This is a genomic window from Acinetobacter pecorum (assembly GCF_014837015.1).
Taxonomy (GTDB): domain Bacteria; phylum Pseudomonadota; class Gammaproteobacteria; order Pseudomonadales; family Moraxellaceae; genus Acinetobacter; species Acinetobacter pecorum.
On record NZ_JACSPT010000005.1, the window covers coordinates 41,892 to 59,142 of the forward strand.

Genomic DNA, 17,251 nt, shown 5'->3' on the forward strand with positions numbered 1-17,251 from the left:
CACTCAATTTAAATATACCAATGCTTATTATGCCTGAAAGCGGCCTGATATACGGTTTAAAGTAATTTCTCATTCATATAACGCCAGTAGCGCTTTGGCACATATTGAATATGCAATTTCATGTTCTTGCGCGCCTGAATATTCACACTATTGAAATAATCTTTCCAGAGCTGATCATATAGCAGTTCTTGATCATCCAGTTCAATACTGAATGACTGACTATGACCAATCCGGATTTGCGGATCGATTATTTCCGCGTTCATCTCGACCTGATGCATCTGCCTTAAATCATAATAAATACCGTAATTACGCTGCTCATCATAAATCAGCCAGCTTTGATCCTGATAACGCTCCTGAAAATGTCGGGAAATAATCGGCAAGACATTAAAGTCCGGTCTGACCAGACTCAGAAACAAGCCATCTTTGGCTTTTTTAAAGCGTACAAAAGCCTCCATGCGATGCTTTTCCCGACCCACTTGCTTGGCCCATTGCGACATGCCGATTACCGCAGCATGACCATAATCTTTATCGACTGGACGCTGGTTTTGAAAGACATAAACTGCAAAATCAAAAAGACTCTGAAACGCTGCTTCCTGCTCTGACAGAAAGGTATAGTAAAAAGCACGCAAACTGCTGGAAGATACTTTCTGCTTTAATCCCTGCCACACCCGCTGCCCATGTTGATCATTAGAGGCCACATGGATAAATTCATCAAATAAACCTGTTTGTGCTTGAGGATTGGCCGTCACTATCACATTAAATTCTTTAAACTCGAAAGCACGAAATACACAACTGAGCAGACCAGTCATGCTGCCATCAAAACAGTAACTTGCCACTAAAAACCCAATCCTAATTGAGGTGAAAGTTGCTGCTGATACTTGGATTGCCCTGACATCAAAATTTGCTGGCGGATCTGATGGGCGTGCTGATCTTTCCTGAATTTCGGTGTATCCGCACAGCGGATAAAATGCTGCGCCCGGTTATAAGCCACGCCCATGCGTTTTAGCTGGTCAATATGGATCTGTCCAAAACGGCGGGCCTGTACAATTTTCTGGGCAGAACGCACGCCTATGCCGGGTACACGCAGAATCATTTTATAGTCGGCACGGTTAATATCGACCGGAAAGGCTTCAGGATGACGCAAGGCCCAACTGAGTTTGGGATCAATCTCCAGTTCCAGATTCGGATACTGATCATCGACAATTTCATCAGCAGCAAAGCCGTAAAAACGCATCAGCCAATCGGATTGATACAGGCGGTTTTCTCTTAATAATGGCGGTGCTGAGCCGATAGCAGGTAAGGCTTTCTCTTCAGGATTAATCGGGATATAACCAGAGAAATACACTCGCTTCAGCTTAAATTCCTTGTAATGCCGGTCAGCCATCAAAATAATGTCCTGATCGGTTTCACTATGTGCGCCCACCACCATTTGTGTAGTTTGTCCGGCAGGTACAAATTTTGGAACGGACTTGATCAGCTTGCGTTCATCTTTGAGCTGGATCAACCGGTCACGCACAATGCCCAAGTCTTTTTGTACTTCGGCATGGGTTTTCTCAGGCGCAAATTTTTGCAGTCCCGCTTCCGTTGGCATTTCCAGATTAATACTCATACGGTCGACATACAGCCCGGCTTCGGTAATGATCTCCTGTGATGCACCCGGAATAGTTTTCAGATGGATATAGCCATTAAAGTTTTCTTCGAGTCTAAGTTTTTTGACGACTTGCAGCATCCGCTCCATGGTGTGATCGGCTGATTTAAAAATCCCCGAACTGAGAAACAGCCCCTCAATATAGTTACGCCGATAAAAGTTCATGGTCAGATCGACGACTTCCTGCACGGTAAATGCTGCACGCTGAACGTCATTGGAACGGCGCGAAACACAATAGGAACAGTCAAAAATACAGACATTAGAGAACAGAATTTTCAGCAAGGAAACACAGCGGCCATCTTCGGTATAGCTATGACAGATGCCATTCCCTGTATTGCCCACACCCTTGTCTTTATTTTTACGGTTGCTACCGCTGGATGAGCACGACACATCATACTTGGCAGCATCGGCTAAAATTCGCAGTTTTTCACGGATACGATCAGACATGGGCTCAGAGGATATTTGACCAAAAAGCTATTATAAAGTCTTACTTTCCAGACCTATAAACAACCCGTCCCAATTGCGACATAGTGTGTCGTAACAAATGTAAATGGCACGTAACCCATGCTGCAGTATTTCAAAATAAAATAACCAATATGATTTGCTTAATTTGGTGCTCAAAGGCAAAGTAAAAGCATAACAAGGAGCAAATCTATGTCTTTATTAGAAAATCTTGGAATTAAACATCCTATTTTCTTGGCACCGATGGCAGGTGTCTCTACACCTGAGCTTGCTGCCGAAGTGTCCAATCAGGGCGGCTTGGGTTCACTGGGTCTGGGAGCCAGCAGTATCGAGGCTGCCCGACAACAGATTTTAAAGACCCAGGAACTGACTGATTGCCCTTTTCAGGTCAATTTTTTCTGTCATGACAGTGTGTCTGTAGATGAAGCTGTAGCACAGGCATGGATTGCACAATTTAAAGATAAATTTGCCGAATATGGCGCTCAGGCACCGGATCATTTGGAATGCATTTATCCGAGTTTTAAAGACAATGATGACTTCCTGAATCTGATACTGGAAACCAAACCGCGAGCGGTCAGCTTTCATTTTGGTATTCCGCATCCACATCAGATTCAAGCCCTCAAAAAGGCCGGAATTCTGACTATGGTATCTGCCACCAACTTTGCCGAAGCCAAAGCTATTGAAGCAGCGGGAATCGATATTATTGTCGCACAGGGTATTGAGGCTGGCGGACACCGGGGAGTTTTCTCAACCAAATTTGATGCCTCAGTTAAAACCTCGAATCTGGTCAAGCTGATTAGACAGCATTCGTCCTTGCCCGTTGTAGCGGCAGGCGGAATTATGGATGGTCAACAGGCCAGACTGATGCTGGATTTCGGTGCAGAGGCAGTACAACTCGGAACTGCATTTGTACAATGCAAATCTTCCAATGCCAATGAGGACTATCGTAAAGCTCTACTTTCCAAGCCACTCACTCAAGTCAGTGCCAGCATTTCCGGTCGTCCTGCACGCGGCATCATCAATCACTGGCATATGGAAGTCGATACCCCAGACCGTTTGGACGTGCCAGCCTATCCATATACTTATGATCTTGCTAAACAGCTAAATGCTGCTGCTGCCAAACATGGAGATAAAGGTTATGGTGCATTCTGGGCGGGTTCAAATGTAGCACAGATTCGTGAAATGGAAGCCTCCGATCTGATTAACCAGCTCGTACTGGAAATGTCGCACCCTTAATCATTGAAATCATAAAAAAACCTCTCTATATAGAGAGGTTTTTTAATTCAGCCAGATTACTAGCGTGTAACACGATGCCAGGCATCTTTAACCGCGAATTTCGCTTCTTCCCAATTTAGGCGTGATTCACCTTTCAGTTTTTCCCACTTGGTACGCAGTTCAGGTTCGGCACGATCAAAATCTGTATCACGATCATACATTGAGCGGTTTTCATAACCGACTCGGTAGGCATCGCGATAGTCGCGATCATAATCCAGATCGATATAAGTGGTCCGCATTTCACTGAAATACGGGCGGTTTTGATACTCATCTCTCCAGTATTTATCTTCTGCAATCAGATGATCCGGATGTCGATAGTTATCGGCTTCTGGGTGATTTTCAGGATGCTGATAGTTATCGGTCTGTTTTTGATGATCTGGCGTAGCAATATCATTACCTGCAATTCCGCCTACAATTCCACCGATAATACCACCTACCACTGCACCTGGAGGACCACCTACCAGACCTGCAACTGCTCCCACAGCCGCACCACCTAAAGTACCAGCGCTGGTCGCAGCCAGATTATCCTTACCTTCATTCATGTCAGGAACATGAGGATTATCTTTTACGGGGGTATTCAAATCCGGGCGTGCATTAGTGTCAGCAGGATTGACATTCAGACCTTCACTACGTTCTTGTGGCAATTCCGTTGACGTTTTATGACTAAATTCTGTAACTGGACGATTGGTATTTGTCATATAGATCTCCCTCAATCATGACTACAAGCCAGAAAGTTCACATCTGGGTTATATATGGATGAATCTATCTTAGAGGAAGCCTGAGTAAGCAATGTCCAAATCCTGTCCAGTTTAAGTGAACAAAATGTACTGGTATGTATTAGATGCACTCAAGTGTAAACAGAGTGCTAAAATTTGTCTGCTCAAGATAAAAAAGGTTGGTATTTAACACAAAAAATATTACCTAAATCTGTCAGTTGTCCTGACTTTATTGGGTCTGCAGTAAATTCACCGCTTCAACCTGTACATCATTCATTGTAAGGCCATGTTCTAGCAGGGTATTAAAATAATCTTCTACCACACGATACTGGTCAGCGGTATTTTCTACCTGATACATGCTTTGACGAAACTCGTTACTAGATCGCAGTCCTTTGGTGTACCAGGCAATATGTTTACGGGAAATTCGGCAGCCGGAATATTCGCCATAGAACTCGTATAATTCTGTCAGATGTCCCAATAAAACTTCTTTGACTTCTGCAATACTTGGTGCATGCAGATGTTGACCAGTTTTTAGATAATGTGCAATTTCACGAAAAATCCAGGGCCGGCCTTGTGCTGCACGTCCAATCATAATTGCATCTGCACCGGTATAATCCAGCACATATTGGGCTTTTTCAGGACTGTCGATATCACCGTTAGCAATCACAGGAATATTCAATATTTCCTTTACATCTTTAATGAGTGAGTAACGCGCGGTATTTAAATACATGTCTTCACGGGTACGTCCATGCAAAGCCAATGCAGCAATTCCCGCTTCTTCCGCGCGTTTCGCGACCCGCATAATATTTTCCTGACCATTCAAATAACCAAGACGAGTTTTTAAGGTTACCGGCACGTCAACTGCAGCAACAACTGCATCTAAAATACGCGCAACCAAATCTTCATCCTGCAACAAAGCTGAACCGGCAAGTCGGTTACAGACCTTTTTGGCTGGACAGCCCATATTAATATCAACAATTTGTGCGCCATTGGCCACCTGATAACGTGCCGCTTCAGCCAGATCATGCGGGTCTGAACCGGCAATCTGCGCCGAAATCGGTGCCAGTTCTCCATCAAAATTGGCCCGATATAAGCTTTTTTTACTCATTCGCAAAGTTTTGTCGGACGTCATCATTTCACTGACCGCATGACCTGCGCCAAAATATTTGCACAAGCTTCTAAACGGGCGGTCGGTTACACCTGCCATGGGAGCGACCCAAATTTTGTTATCTATTGATCTTCCAAACAATTCTTCAATTACACTGTTTTTACTCAAAATCTTTAACCTCATTTAACTTCGTTTAGTCGCTCTGTATTGACTTTTAATGCCCTATAGTTGCACCCTGTTTGCACCACAATATTTTAATGGTGCAAATTCATGGGCACGGTCACTAAGCGACAAACAAAAGACGGTACAACTCGGTATAGAGCTCAAGTCCGCGTACAACGTCAAGGCTACCCTGAATTCAAGCAATCCAAGACCTTCAGCAAAAAATCATTGGCTGAGGAATGGATCAAACGCACGGAAGCAGAAATTGAGTTGCACCCTGAAAAAATGTTGAACCCTGAGGTGCAACTTAAGCACAAAACTCTCAGAGACTTTATATTTCAGTACTTGGATGAAGCGGACAGTTTTGCCAGGACAAAAACAGGAGCACTACAGCATATCGCTAGTTTAGATATTTCTGAAAAGAATATCTATTCTTTAACGCGACAAGACTTTTCTGATTACGCCATTATGCGTCGTAAAGGTGATCCAGTTAAAGGCACTGATGGTGTTGCACCTGCAACGGTTCTTAAGGACCTAAGTCATATTAAAGCTGTCATTGTTCATGCTGAATTTGTATGGGGTGAACCTTTAGAGACTGTCTTGGTCGAATTTGAAAAAGCCATGATCGGTCTTCAAAAGTCTCGGATCGTGACACGTTCTAAACAGCGTGATCGGTTGCCAACCGCTGAAGAGCTTCAAATTCTGACCAACTATTTTTATAAAAGCTGGAAGCGCGTCAAGAATTCCATACCTATGCACTTGATCATGTGGTTTGCCGTGTATACCGCACGCCGAGAAGATGAATTGTGCTCATTACGTCTGGATGATTATGATGACTTGAATAATCAATGGCTGGTCCGTGATGCAAAAAACCCAAATGGATCATTAGGCAATCATAAATATGCTCACATGGAACCAAGGGCCATTAACATGATTGATGAATTCATGAAGCCTGATGTACGTGAGCGTATGGTTGCCTTAGGTTATGACAAAAACATTTTAATACCGGTTAATTCAGCAACCGTGTCGACTTATTTTACCCGGGCATGTAATGCATGTGGTATCACTGACTTAAGATTCCATGATTTACGCCATGAGGCTGCCACACGATATGCTGAAGATGGATTTACTATTCCTCAGTTGCAGACCATTACCCTGCATGAGTCCTGGAATACATTAAAGCGATATGTGAACCTAAAAAAACGTGGTACCCGGTTAGAGTTTGAAGAAGCGATCCGTGTTGCTGAGGACAACTATAATAGTTATTACAAAGAATGGAGTAAGAAACAGCGCTATATGGCATTGGTTGATAAAAACGATGCTTTTGAAGATGATGGCGAAATTAATGTCGAATTTGATTTCATCAAAAAACATTTAGATGTATTTATTGAGATCCACCAGAACAATAAATACTTTAAACGCCTGCATGTGAATAAGCTGAATAGCAATAATCCGTTCGCTTGGAATAATGAAAATAAGCATTTTGTAGCTCATGATATCCAATTAGCCTGGGAGGATTGGTTTATTGAAAATGGGAAAGTAGACTGGGATGAGTTACCGGAAGGAAGTACGCATTTTTCAGTTAAAGACCTTACAATCGTGAAGAAATTAAAGACGCGTACATATTTATGGGATGAATCTATTCAAGGCTGGATGGATAGTTTTGGGCAGTATTTAATTGATGATAAACATATTGAGAAGTAAGGGCACAATTAATGATGCAGGATTGGGCTGATATGGTAGTTGGGTGGTAATTAAAGGATATTGAAATGAAAATATATAAAGTAATTAGCTGTGTCATTGCACTCTTCTCTTTCTTATTTTTTAGCTATTTTTTTTCAGGAAGCGGTGAAGGATTTAGATTATCTACAATTAATCCAGTTGAGGCCTTAGAAGGTCTTGCTTTCACCTTTGGGTTTGGATTTGGGGTACCGATCTGGTTATCTTACATAATCTCTATTCTGATTCTCATAGGTATTCCCCTCCTAATTTACTTCTTAGTACTTGGTTTACTAAAGAAAATTATCAAGTTATAAATCGATTAATGTCCAAATTAAAAAGTCAATTTGGGTTGTAACCATTTATCTGAAATCTTATATTTTGACGTCACTCTATGTCGCATTATTGATTTTAAAAGACTTATTTTAATTGTTTGATTTTTATTGAATCCTTACACTCTTGATTAATGTTACAGAAATCAAGGAGCAGTAAGTTATGAATAATACTCATGGGGGCTTTCGAGCCAGGGCAGGTCGAAAAAAGTCTGAAGAGACTAAAGTTATTCGAGTACCTGAATCTAAAATTCTTGATATCAAAGAATACTTAAAATCCCTTAAAAAAGAAAATGAAATCACTGATATCCGTCAGTTCGATCCAGTCACTAAAATAGAAATACCATTGGCCACTGAACGCGTTCAGGCTGGCTTCCCCTCACCGGCTCAAGATTATGTCGATAAGAAACTCGATCTGAATGACTTCCTGATCAATAACGCCAATGCGACTTTCATTGTACGAGCAAATTCCCTTTCGATGCTGAATGCTGGAATTGATATCAATGATGCTCTTATCGTGGATCGCAGCATTGAGGCGCAGCATAGAGATATTGTGATTGCCTGCGTAGATAATGAGTTTACTGTTAAGCGACTGATTATTGATACCAAAGGTTGTTGGTTGAAAGCTGAGAATGAGGGGTATCCAGATATTCATCCCCAAGAAGGCCAGCAGTTTGAAATCTGGGGTGTAGTCACAAATGTAATCAAGAAATTTAGATGAGCTATAACCATGAAATATATGCGCTCATTGATGTAAATAATTGCTATGTAAGCTGTGAGCGCCTGTTCAACCCTAAACTTAAGGATGTGCCGGTCATTGTTCTTTCCAACAATGACGGTTGTGCAGTTGCGCGCTCTCAAGAAGCAAAAGATATTGGTATCAAGATGGGGGTTCCCCTATTCCAGATCCGGGAAATTGTCGAAAAATACAATGTTCAGGTTCTTTCTAGTAACTATGCTTTATATGCAGAAATGTCTCACCGTTTCCATTCGATTCTGGCTGATTACGTGGCGCCAGGTGAACAGGAAATCTATTCAATTGATGAATGTTTTCTAAAGCTTACGGCCTATGCCCAGAATTATGATCTTGAAGCATATGCCCAAGACATGCGACAGCGGATCTTGCAGTGGATCGGATTACCGGTTTGTGTCGGTATTGGACGAAGCAAGACTGAAGCCAAGCTAGCTAATCATATGGCCAAGAAGGCTAAACGCTTCAATGGGGTTTGTGATCTGGTTTCTATGGATCCTAAACATCGTGATTATTTTTCTAGTCTGATTGATGTCTCCGAAGTCTGGGGAGTGGGTCGTCAGCATAGTAAAAAACTAAAGAGCTTAGGTGTTAATACTGTTAGCGATCTAGCCAGGTCTAATTCCCATCAAATGGGAAAACTATTTTCAGTGGTCGTGCAGAGGACTGTCATGGAACTGCAAGGCATTTCCTGTATTGAGGTTGAGTCCTCACCCGCAACTAAAAAACAGATCATTTCTTCCCGATCCTTTGGTGCACGGGTAACAGATATCCAGTCATTGTCTGAAGCAATGAGTGATTACCTGCAGAATGCTGTTAAACGCTTAAGAGAAGACAAATCTCTATGTGGCTGCGTAATTGCCTTTGCCCAGTCCAATCCTTTTGACAAGCATAGACCTTTCTATAACAAGTCGATCACTATCGGATTTGCCGAACCCACTGATTGTGCAGCCATAATAAATCGAGCGGTAATGAAGCGAATAAATGAACTGTTTCAGGAAGGAATGGAGTTTAAGAAATGTGGAGTAATTTTGACCGCAATTGAGCCTAAGTCGACATACATATATGACTTGCTCTCTGATAGTATGCAAATAGAAAAAAATGAAAGGCTGCAAGAGGCTTTGGAAAAAGTAAAAACTAAGTTTGGTGATAAGAAACTTGCCATTGGTCCATGCAAAATGCATGGTCGTGCTTGGGCAATGTCACGCCAAAAGTTGACCCAGAATTACTTTAGTTGGGAGGGGATGTTAACTATAAAATAAAGATTTAGCTTATTTTTAAAGGAAATAGAATAAGAAAAAATGGATTTATTTTTATATGGTACATACGATTCAAAAGGGAAATATTTTTAGGAAGAGATATAAAGGCTTTAATATCTCTTTAAAAAATCAAAAAAGATCCGCTTTTAAATTTATGAAATATATCTAATTTAAAAAATATAAATTATACAATCTTAAGTGTTTAAAGAATAAAATACATTATTTCACTTTTCCACTATTTTTATGAGTATTGCCTACAGACCAGATATCGATGGCCTTCGTGCTATTGCGGTATTACTAGTCATTTTCAATCATTTGGGCTGGTCACTATTTTCTGGCGGTTATATTGGGGTAGACATCTTCTTTGTCATTTCAGGCTATCTCATCACCATAATTTTGACACGCGAAATCCAATCCCAACAATTCTCAATTGCACGATTTTATAAAAAACGTGTGGTTCGTTTGGCACCTGCTTATTTTACTGTACTCTCAGTTGCTAGTGTCGTTGCCTGGCAGGTGATGCTACCCGGTGAACTGACTGAGTACTTTGAGAGTGTCATGTATGCCACTTTACTTCTTGCGAATATTTATATGCGTAAAGAAGTTGGGGATTACTTTAGCCCTAACGTAGAAAATGTGCCGCTGCTACATTTATGGTCATTGGGTGTAGAGGAACAGTTTTATATTTTCTGGCCTTTAGTATTGTGGATGTTTTTTGCCAAGTCATCACGTAAATATCTTTGGTTGATGATCAGTATATCTATCGTTGTTCTCCTGGCATATGCTCAGCTAAAACTGATTCAAAATCCTGCTAAAGCTTATTACAGCATGCCAGTACGTGCATTTGAGTTGCTACTGGGTGCATTGATTACTTGTTTACCACAACCAAAACTATCTAAAAAACTACTGCAAGGGCTTGTCTGGGTTGGGGTTATTGTTCTATTTATAGCAGCGATTTATTTTGACAAGCACACGCCATTTCCTGGTCTTATGGCACTGATTCCATGTTTGGCGACAGCCATCGTGATTTATTTGGGACAATCTGTACCTTCTAGCAATCTATTATTGAGTAATCGGCTTAGCACCTGGGTTGGAAAAATTTCTTATCCGCTGTATTTGTGGCATTGGCCAATTATCGTTTTATTCGGCATTTATATGCTGCCATTAAATCTGGAATATCAGATCATCATTGTTCTGCTGTCTATGTTGTTGGCATATTTAACTTATGCATTGGTAGAAAAACCCCTAAAACGATTTGTGATGGCAAAAAATTACAAGGTGATTATTTTAGGTTTCTTGATTCCTGCAAGCGTTTTTATTAGCGTTGCCTTGACTGTTAAGAGCAATGACGGCTTTCCAGATCGGTTCCCACCGTCGGTTCAGGCCAAACAGGAGGCATTGCATTCTTATGCACATTTAATCCGCAAAAAATGTATGGATACTGGAGACTCCAAAGTCTTACCTGACCCAAAGGATTGTGTATTGGGGCAGTCTAAAGAGGAAGTTGATTTCTTATTGATTGGTGATTCTCATGCCAATGCCTATACTGCAATGCTAGATGAGTGGGCGAAAGATGCTAATCTGCGAGGTTATGACATTACCCAAAGTTCAACATTTTATCTACCTGGAATCAAGAGATTTGTATTTGAGCTGAAGCAGTGGAAGGAACTTTCCAAATTTCAGGAACGTAATGATGCCATTACAGCTCATCTTAAAAATACGCACTATCCAATGATTATTATGGCTGGCTCTTATGCATCGTATTTTGGTGATGAGTTCAAACTTAAAGATGGTGTCCATCAGAGTGAAAAAGATATCTTTAAAGGAGGCTTGCTAAAAGCCTTAGAAATTGCTCATCAGTCCAGCGATCAGGTGATTTTATTGAATGATGTGCCGCGTCTGGATTGGGATGACATTCCTTCCGACTGTAATATCCGTAATGAGATTCTAAATCGACATGCTCCCTGTACGGTTTCGAAAGCGAGTTATGAAACGCATTTAAAACAGTTTAATCAGGTTGTGGCTGAAGCTAAAATCAAATATCCACGATTGAAAGTCATTGATCCCAATAAGATTATTTGTGACCAGCAGGCATGTAAAATCATGCTAAATAATGTGCCTTTATATCGCTGGAAAGATGACAATCATATTAATGATCAGGGCTCGCGACAATTGGGCGTTGAGTATTTAAAAAAGTTTGGTAACCCCCTGAAAGATATAATTGAAAATTAGTTCCTTAACTAAAAAATCTATGGTCAATAAATAGCTGTGCAACCTTATAGGAGGATGCACAGCGTTAAGATTTTAATTGCAGTTTTCATAATCGATCAATATTTTGGCCGCAGCCTTAGCAGCCAACCAGTAGCGCGCATTAAATCGGGCCAACTCATCCTCATTGGAGATAAAACCAAGCTCCACAATCAAACCACCAGCATTCACGTATGCCAAGCGGCCACGTGCTGACTTAGATTGATCAATCCAGCCATTATCACCACGTAACCGGCTACCCAGCGCATCTGCTACAGCTTTCGACAAATCCTGTGCGAGCTTCTTGTCTTTCGGCAAAGCAATCGTTTCAACACCATTGGCCTGCTTCGATGCTGCAGCATTCATGTGGAACTCAACTGCAACACTTGAGCCTTGAATTAATTTGACTGCAGCAGACAATGGGTCGTTCTTGGTGCCAGTGCCATCAGTTTTGACTTGTAGCCCTGCCTCACGCAAATAATGAGTCACTGCATTGCGGAAATTAACCACCAGATCTGCTTCTTTCACTTTACCATTCACGGCACCTGGATCAGTATTGCTATGCCCTGCTGTTATTGTGGCAAAGCCTAAAGGCTGCTGGAGATTTGGCTGGGCCTTTTTACGGCCAATAAGTACAGCCAAAAACATCAAACCTAAAGATACAATCGTTTGATATGGCTCAGGCAGCACATTGGCGTTATACACTTCCTGAAGAACCAAATGTATACAGGATAAAAAAAGCGCCATATAGGCGCCATATTTTACTGAGTCAAACTTCCATACACTTTCATTAATTAATTTCATGGTTTCCTCTCTTTGATGATTTATTTTTTCTGTTGATCGATTTGATTTCGCATTGCAGCCAGGTCTGTATCCATTCGAATCTGTTTTGATTCAATGATGGCCAGTTTTTGATTTAATCCTGCATTCTCTTTGGCAAGTCCGGTATTGCTCTGAAACACCCAGGAACCGAATGCTATAAGCAGTCCAATAGCAGATCCCCCCATGGCTTTTGCAAAGGTAAGCCCTCCCTTGGCCTGATTCATATCTGCTTGAAGCAGATCAATATCCCGTCGGTTTGCTACTGCCTGTGATTGGTAATATTCATTTCGTTCAGTTAAACGAATAACGTTGTTATTCAGCTCGCCCATTTCTAAGCGCAGCTGATCTAGCTTTTTCTCAACGCGCACCCCGTATGTTTCACTGTCAGGCATACGCCCTCCTAATTTTTGGCAATAAAAAAGCACCTAAAAAGGTGCTGTTGTTTGGTTAAGTTTAAACTTCTATTTCTGAATGCTGACCAGTTGGTGCTGGCCTTAAAATCACCTGGTTTGAGATAAACACTCTGACACCCAAGTTATAAGCTGTGCCGGATGTACAAAGCACTGGACCAGATCCGCCGTCGATCTGCACCCGATACTCAGGATGATTCACCGATGTAATGGTGCCAATATATTCAGCATGTGTGGGATTAAGCAGCTTGCGCAGTTCAAATAAAGGATTAGTCACGGCTGATACGCTCCACTGTAATGGTTTCATTGACCTTTTCATGGGAAAAACTTCCACTCACCCCATCAATCACGCCCCACCATTGGCCATTAAATGCAATCGATTTACCTGGTAGCATCTCGCCAATTTCTTGACTGACTGGAATATCCGAGAAAGTGTGCAACTCCTGAATATTGGCTTTGACTAATTCATTCTTGCCATAGCTAGCACCAGATACCAGGTTAAACAGTGGGCCTGTAACTGACTCAAGCGGCACATCACCCGAAGTACCACGCTGCTGTACTTTTAGGCTTTCGCCACTTCGACTATTCACTACAGTGATGGCATTAAAGTCTGCAATATATTCATCATTCTGTTTGATGTTTTGCTGCATCACCAGGCTTTCAGATAACAGAATGTCGTAATCATCAACGGTCATCGAATCCCAATAGCCTTTCTGGTACCGTGGCAAGATAGTCAGTGTATTGCCCGCTTTCTGGCTATAGATAAAGCCGCCGCCTGCATCAACGACCTGCTTTATTGCATCAATTGGTGCTAGTTCTGCATAACTCAGGCTTTCAATTGGAACAATCCAGCCCAATTCATCAATCAGCTTCCAGTCCAGGTTGGTACCGCTGTTCGCTCGATCCAGTTCAGCCTGAACCAGTTGCACTGATGTTCTCTCGTTATCCTGAATAAACGAACGTAAAGGCCCATATTTATCAGAATTTAATGCAGTCACACTTCGACCAGGATAAGTATATAAAACACTGGCAAAACGCCGGGTTTCTTCTGGATCTTCCAATAAAATATGGTGCTCATATCCATTGATCATGACCTTAAGAATCACCGGCTGGTCATCAATCGGCTGCAGTTTTTCCTTTTCAGTATGAGCAACTGTCACAGAATAGGTCCAGCACCACTGTGATCGGCTGGCACTGTAGGTACCATCCATCACCTGGATCTTTTCGCCGGTATCCAATCGCTCGGCTGTTAATGTATTCACGATATACCACCAGTTTCTGTTCGGCAGTGCTGGAATACAGTCATCTGCACCAAAATTTAAAATAACATTGTGTGAATCAACGTCATGACAGAGACAGATAAAGTTTAAATCTGTACTACCCTGATATGGCTGAGGTTCAGGCTTTGGCCAAGGCACAACCGGATGCTTGCGATAATGAATCGCTTTGGCTTTATCCCAGGGCAAATCTGACCTGGTGATAATCTCTAGGCTTTTATCCCACTCGAATGAAAAGCGGTGCTCAAAGACTTGGGCCAATTCATGTGAATAAGTAAAAGTCTTACGCCTGCGGATCATTTCCTGCCAGACCGTTTCCCGGTTATGCCGCAGCTTGATTGTTTCTTCATGCACATAGCGCTGATGAATAAAGCGCTTATCACCCTCTTCCCAGATTACATACGCATCAGAACTCAAACCAGTGGCTTGCTCATGAAAGGATCTAATCGCCCGGGTCAATGACCCTGCCTGCTCATACTGAATATTTACCTGATTCGAAACTACCAAGCCTTGATCATAAAAAAGAGCCTCATTCGAGACTCTTAATATTGGCTTTGCCCATGGTATTTCTATGCTACTTAAAGCAGTAATAGCTTTTTTGTACCGCAAACCTAAACCTAAAGACACACCCGCCAGATGATTGATATCAAATAACGCTTTAACGTCGAATCGAAACTCAGCATCCAAAACCGTATCAATGATGCATAGGTTTTCACTAAATACTGCTTCAATTTCAAAACCAAAACTGGTGTCTAAAACTGTATCGATCTGGCCAATAACATCAATGTTTTCACTAAACTTAGCAACTACATCAAAGCTAAATTCAGTGTCGAGCACCGTGTCTAGGACTGCAGTATTTGCACCACTATCCGCATAGATTGCTTTGACTTCAAATGAAAACTCGGCATTAAGTTCTGTATCGATTACAGCTGAAACATCATCGCCAAAATTGAGATTAGTTGAGCCATCAGCCAGATGCTCAAAATTAAGAATTATGTTGTGACTGTTGGTATTATCAGGCTTAAAGTTCAGGTTTAAGTTGTGAGCATCAACGGTGCCGAGCTTATTTTTAAAATCCACATGAGCACCCTTTTAAAATTAAGGTCTGAGTTTTATCGATTGGATAGATAAAGTACCACCAACGACCAGATTGGTATTCGCCAGGGTGATGTCAGCTCCCATGGTTAAATCTGCAGCTACTTCGCCTGCGCCGTTGTAGATCCGCGCCCAAGTGGCGGTCCCAGTTTTGATCACCGTTGCGGTATCCGTTGGATGAAGCTCTACATAAGTGGCCGTAGTTTCTTTGATACACGGTTCAGGGAAAGTTAGTGTTACCAATGCATTGTTTTGGTCTGCGGCAACCGAAGGACTGGCAGGCTGTAGACCCTCATAAAAAATAACGGTAGCACTTTGACTACCGTTATCCATAAAATTTGCAAAGGCTTGAATCATGGCAAGCCGAGCTTTGATTGATGTTTTACTCATTTTGGCACCACGTTGTCTTGAATTACTGCGTTGAATTGCTGTTTTTTGTCAAAAGCAACAATGAATGTTTTTAGGTTTATATCTAAACCAAGGAACTGATAGTTGCCACTTTGGTCAGGTTTTCTTATTGCAATCGGTTGTAGACTGGATTTGTTATATAAAATCACAACCGCACTTGTATATTGCTCACCCAATCTTCTTACTGAACCTTTAATACTCGATATTACATTCGGTGTATTAAGGGTTGTTAAATAGATCGTGTGCTTGCTGGGTTTATATTTTACATACATTAAACTTCCCCTAAATAGAAGGAAAACCCTGATTTCCTATGACTCGGGTGATACGCTGGTGCAATCATATAAACACTACTGCCTGTTACTCTAACTGTTGGGGTTGTTATATCCTCAAGTGAGACACCAGCATTATATAAAACGTGCGGCAATACCCCCCTTAATCTTGATGGGGAATCATGAAAAGGGATGGTTAGATTCACATCTGTTTGTGGGGTTAATCCTAATACCGAGCTCCCCGACTGATAATCCGGCATAATTGGATAACCTGTTGCGGTGCTGGGAAGCGGGTTGTTCTCTTCAAGTTTTGGTACGATAAAAGAAGCAACATTTTTACTGTGCAGCAAAGGCAGCCCACCATCTAAACTCCACAGCGTTTGGCTTTCGCCTGCTGTTTTATTATATCTGAGTGTGCTCATTAGAAACCATGGCGGGATAGTCGACCCATCAGTTGCACTTTCAAATACGCCTGCACCATACAAGACTAAATCACGTGGAGTTGATGGTGTTAGGGATGGCAAAAAATAGAAAGCATTAAAATCACCAATTAAAGCGAATTGAGCATTGCCAGTAGGCGGGGATAAGTTGTCTGCACCACTTCCCCCCCAAGACGCAGATCTTCGCCAGTACCACCTTGACCAACCGCGAACTACACTACTACCAGAACCATTATAAATATCCCAATTAAACTTTGGATTTGATACTGAGACAGGTAACTGCGCTACATTTAAATTCTCGTAATCATCAATATGCTCCATGTGTTCAAGTAAGCCAACCATGGCATATTTAGCATAGGTTGCTGTGTATGATCCTGTATCACTTGCAAGTGATTCATCAACACGAATAAACGGATGTTGTGCGGTTGGATTTTTGGCACGATAAACACGCTTCACATCACCAACATCGCGAAAAATAATGTCATAACCAAGAGGGGCAAGCTTCCCCATGCCAATTACAGTAATTGATCGCTCAGCAATATCTAACGCAGGCTTTAAAATGAGTTGCGTGGTATTTGGCACACCTTTAATGCGGTATTTCTGATTTAATGAAACTGGTGCAAAACCTGATAGCTCAACCACCTGAAACAGCATTGCATTATGTGCTGCATATAATGTGATATGCACATCACCTTGAGCATCAATCGATGCAGCTGTGATCTGAGTAAAATCAATGCCAGTCACCAAGGCTTTATCAAGCAGGCGAATCAAGTCACCCCAGTTATTACCAAGGGTTAAGCCATTTGAGTGGCTAAAGTATTGAACATCTACGTCTGTTGCCATGATCGAAT

At 41.8% G+C, this 17,251-nt stretch carries 17 protein-coding genes; 6 read left to right on the top strand and 11 right to left on the bottom strand.

Annotation, left to right across the window (positions count from 1 at the left end; genetic code table 11):
* Window positions 1-56: 56 nt before the first annotated feature.
* Window positions 57-836, bottom strand: coding sequence for a TIGR03915 family putative DNA repair protein (locus H9629_RS05185; protein ID WP_191730628.1), 780 nt, complete (start codon window positions 834-836; stop codon window positions 57-59).
* Complete coding sequence (locus H9629_RS05190; RefSeq protein WP_191730629.1) at window positions 836-2,095, bottom strand: putative DNA modification/repair radical SAM protein; 1,260 nt, start codon at window positions 2,093-2,095, stop codon at window positions 836-838. The genes H9629_RS05185 and H9629_RS05190 overlap by 1 nt, the downstream gene beginning before the upstream one ends.
* Window positions 2,096-2,302: 207 nt before the next feature.
* On the opposite strand from H9629_RS05190, the gene H9629_RS05195 reads away from it, so the two are divergent.
* Entirely contained in the window at window positions 2,303-3,346 is a 1,044-nt protein-coding gene (locus tag H9629_RS05195) for an NAD(P)H-dependent flavin oxidoreductase (RefSeq protein WP_064095949.1), read from the top strand.
* 59 nt (window positions 3,347-3,405) lie between these two features.
* On the opposite strand, the gene H9629_RS05200 is transcribed toward H9629_RS05195, so the two are convergent.
* Window positions 3,406-4,083 (bottom strand): hypothetical protein, encoded by a 678-nt coding sequence (locus H9629_RS05200; protein WP_064095948.1) that lies wholly within the window; start codon window positions 4,081-4,083, stop codon window positions 3,406-3,408.
* A gap of 247 nt (window positions 4,084-4,330) precedes the next feature.
* On the bottom strand, window positions 4,331-5,377 hold the full coding sequence (gene dusB, locus H9629_RS05205; RefSeq protein ID WP_191730630.1) for a tRNA dihydrouridine synthase DusB: 1,047 nt from the start codon (window positions 5,375-5,377) through the stop codon (window positions 4,331-4,333).
* Window positions 5,378-5,479: 102 nt separating this feature from the next.
* On the opposite strand from dusB, the gene H9629_RS05210 reads away from it, so the two are divergent.
* The 5 genes from H9629_RS05210 (at window position 5,480) to H9629_RS05230 (ending at window position 11,664) form a co-directional block, all read left to right on the top strand.
* Window positions 5,480-7,075: a tyrosine-type recombinase/integrase gene (locus tag H9629_RS05210; RefSeq protein ID WP_191730631.1), complete on the top strand. Its 1,596-nt coding sequence runs from the start codon at window positions 5,480-5,482 to the stop codon at window positions 7,073-7,075.
* A gap of 65 nt (window positions 7,076-7,140) precedes the next feature.
* Window positions 7,141-7,407 (top strand): hypothetical protein, encoded by a 267-nt coding sequence (locus tag H9629_RS05215; RefSeq protein ID WP_064095945.1) that lies wholly within the window; start codon window positions 7,141-7,143, stop codon window positions 7,405-7,407.
* Between the two features lie 178 nt (window positions 7,408-7,585).
* The gene (locus tag H9629_RS05220) at window positions 7,586-8,143 is read left to right on the top strand and encodes a LexA family protein (RefSeq protein ID WP_191730632.1); all 558 of its coding nucleotides are present in this window, start codon (window positions 7,586-7,588) and stop codon (window positions 8,141-8,143) included.
* Window positions 8,140-9,435 (top strand): Y-family DNA polymerase, encoded by a 1,296-nt coding sequence (locus H9629_RS05225; protein ID WP_191730633.1) that lies wholly within the window; start codon window positions 8,140-8,142, stop codon window positions 9,433-9,435. Before H9629_RS05220 ends, H9629_RS05225 begins: the two co-directional genes overlap by 4 nt.
* 240 nt (window positions 9,436-9,675) lie before the next feature.
* Entirely contained in the window at window positions 9,676-11,664 is a 1,989-nt protein-coding gene (locus tag H9629_RS05230) for an acyltransferase family protein (RefSeq protein ID WP_064095942.1), read from the top strand.
* A gap of 72 nt (window positions 11,665-11,736) precedes the next feature.
* On the opposite strand, the gene H9629_RS05235 is transcribed toward H9629_RS05230, so the two are convergent.
* The 7 genes from H9629_RS05235 to H9629_RS05265 all read right to left on the bottom strand — a co-directional run bounded on the left by H9629_RS05235 (window position 11,737) and on the right by H9629_RS05265 (window position 17,243).
* The gene (locus tag H9629_RS05235; RefSeq protein WP_191730634.1) at window positions 11,737-12,483 is read right to left on the bottom strand and encodes an N-acetylmuramoyl-L-alanine amidase; all 747 of its coding nucleotides are present in this window, start codon (window positions 12,481-12,483) and stop codon (window positions 11,737-11,739) included.
* A gap of 20 nt (window positions 12,484-12,503) precedes the next feature.
* A complete protein-coding gene (locus H9629_RS05240) occupies window positions 12,504-12,893 on the bottom strand; it encodes a hypothetical protein (RefSeq protein WP_064102006.1) in 390 nt (129 codons plus the stop codon).
* A 61-nt stretch (window positions 12,894-12,954) separates the two neighbouring features.
* Window positions 12,955-13,188, bottom strand: a complete 234-nt coding sequence (locus H9629_RS05245) for a hypothetical protein (RefSeq protein WP_191730635.1) — start codon at window positions 13,186-13,188, stop codon at window positions 12,955-12,957.
* Window positions 13,181-15,268, bottom strand: a complete 2,088-nt coding sequence (locus H9629_RS05250) for a hypothetical protein (protein ID WP_191730636.1) — start codon at window positions 15,266-15,268, stop codon at window positions 13,181-13,183. The genes H9629_RS05245 and H9629_RS05250 overlap by 8 nt, the downstream gene beginning before the upstream one ends.
* 18 nt (window positions 15,269-15,286) lie before the next feature.
* Window positions 15,287-15,673 carry a hypothetical protein gene (locus H9629_RS05255; protein ID WP_191730637.1) on the bottom strand — a complete coding sequence of 129 codons (387 nt, stop codon included), beginning with the start codon at window positions 15,671-15,673 and terminating at the stop codon, window positions 15,287-15,289.
* Entirely contained in the window at window positions 15,670-15,963 is a 294-nt protein-coding gene (locus H9629_RS05260) for a hypothetical protein (protein WP_191730638.1), read from the bottom strand. Before H9629_RS05260 ends, H9629_RS05255 begins: the two co-directional genes overlap by 4 nt.
* Window positions 15,963-17,243: a hypothetical protein gene (locus H9629_RS05265; protein WP_191730639.1), complete on the bottom strand. Its 1,281-nt coding sequence runs from the start codon at window positions 17,241-17,243 to the stop codon at window positions 15,963-15,965. Before H9629_RS05265 ends, H9629_RS05260 begins: the two co-directional genes overlap by 1 nt.
* Window positions 17,244-17,251 lie beyond the last annotated feature (8 nt).

Coding starts and splice junctions, on each gene's coding strand:
- H9629_RS05190 (WP_191730629.1), bottom strand. CDS start 2,095: ATGTCTGATCGTATCCGTGAAAAACTGCGAATTTTAGCCGATGCTGCC.
- H9629_RS05195 (WP_064095949.1), top strand. CDS start 2,303: ATGTCTTTATTAGAAAATCTTGGAATTAAACATCCTATTTTCTTGGCA.
- H9629_RS05200 (WP_064095948.1), bottom strand. CDS start 4,083: ATGACAAATACCAATCGTCCAGTTACAGAATTTAGTCATAAAACGTCA.
- H9629_RS05210 (WP_191730631.1), top strand. CDS start 5,480: ATGGGCACGGTCACTAAGCGACAAACAAAAGACGGTACAACTCGGTAT.
- H9629_RS05215 (WP_064095945.1), top strand. CDS start 7,141: ATGAAAATATATAAAGTAATTAGCTGTGTCATTGCACTCTTCTCTTTC.
- H9629_RS05220 (WP_191730632.1), top strand. CDS start 7,586: ATGAATAATACTCATGGGGGCTTTCGAGCCAGGGCAGGTCGAAAAAAG.
- H9629_RS05225 (WP_191730633.1), top strand. CDS start 8,140: ATGAGCTATAACCATGAAATATATGCGCTCATTGATGTAAATAATTGC.
- H9629_RS05230 (WP_064095942.1), top strand. CDS start 9,676: ATGAGTATTGCCTACAGACCAGATATCGATGGCCTTCGTGCTATTGCG.
- H9629_RS05235 (WP_191730634.1), bottom strand. CDS start 12,483: ATGAAATTAATTAATGAAAGTGTATGGAAGTTTGACTCAGTAAAATAT.
- H9629_RS05240 (WP_064102006.1), bottom strand. CDS start 12,893: ATGCCTGACAGTGAAACATACGGGGTGCGCGTTGAGAAAAAGCTAGAT.
- H9629_RS05255 (WP_191730637.1), bottom strand. CDS start 15,673: ATGAGTAAAACATCAATCAAAGCTCGGCTTGCCATGATTCAAGCCTTT.
- H9629_RS05260 (WP_191730638.1), bottom strand. CDS start 15,963: ATGTATGTAAAATATAAACCCAGCAAGCACACGATCTATTTAACAACC.
- H9629_RS05265 (WP_191730639.1), bottom strand. CDS start 17,243: ATGGCAACAGACGTAGATGTTCAATACTTTAGCCACTCAAATGGCTTA.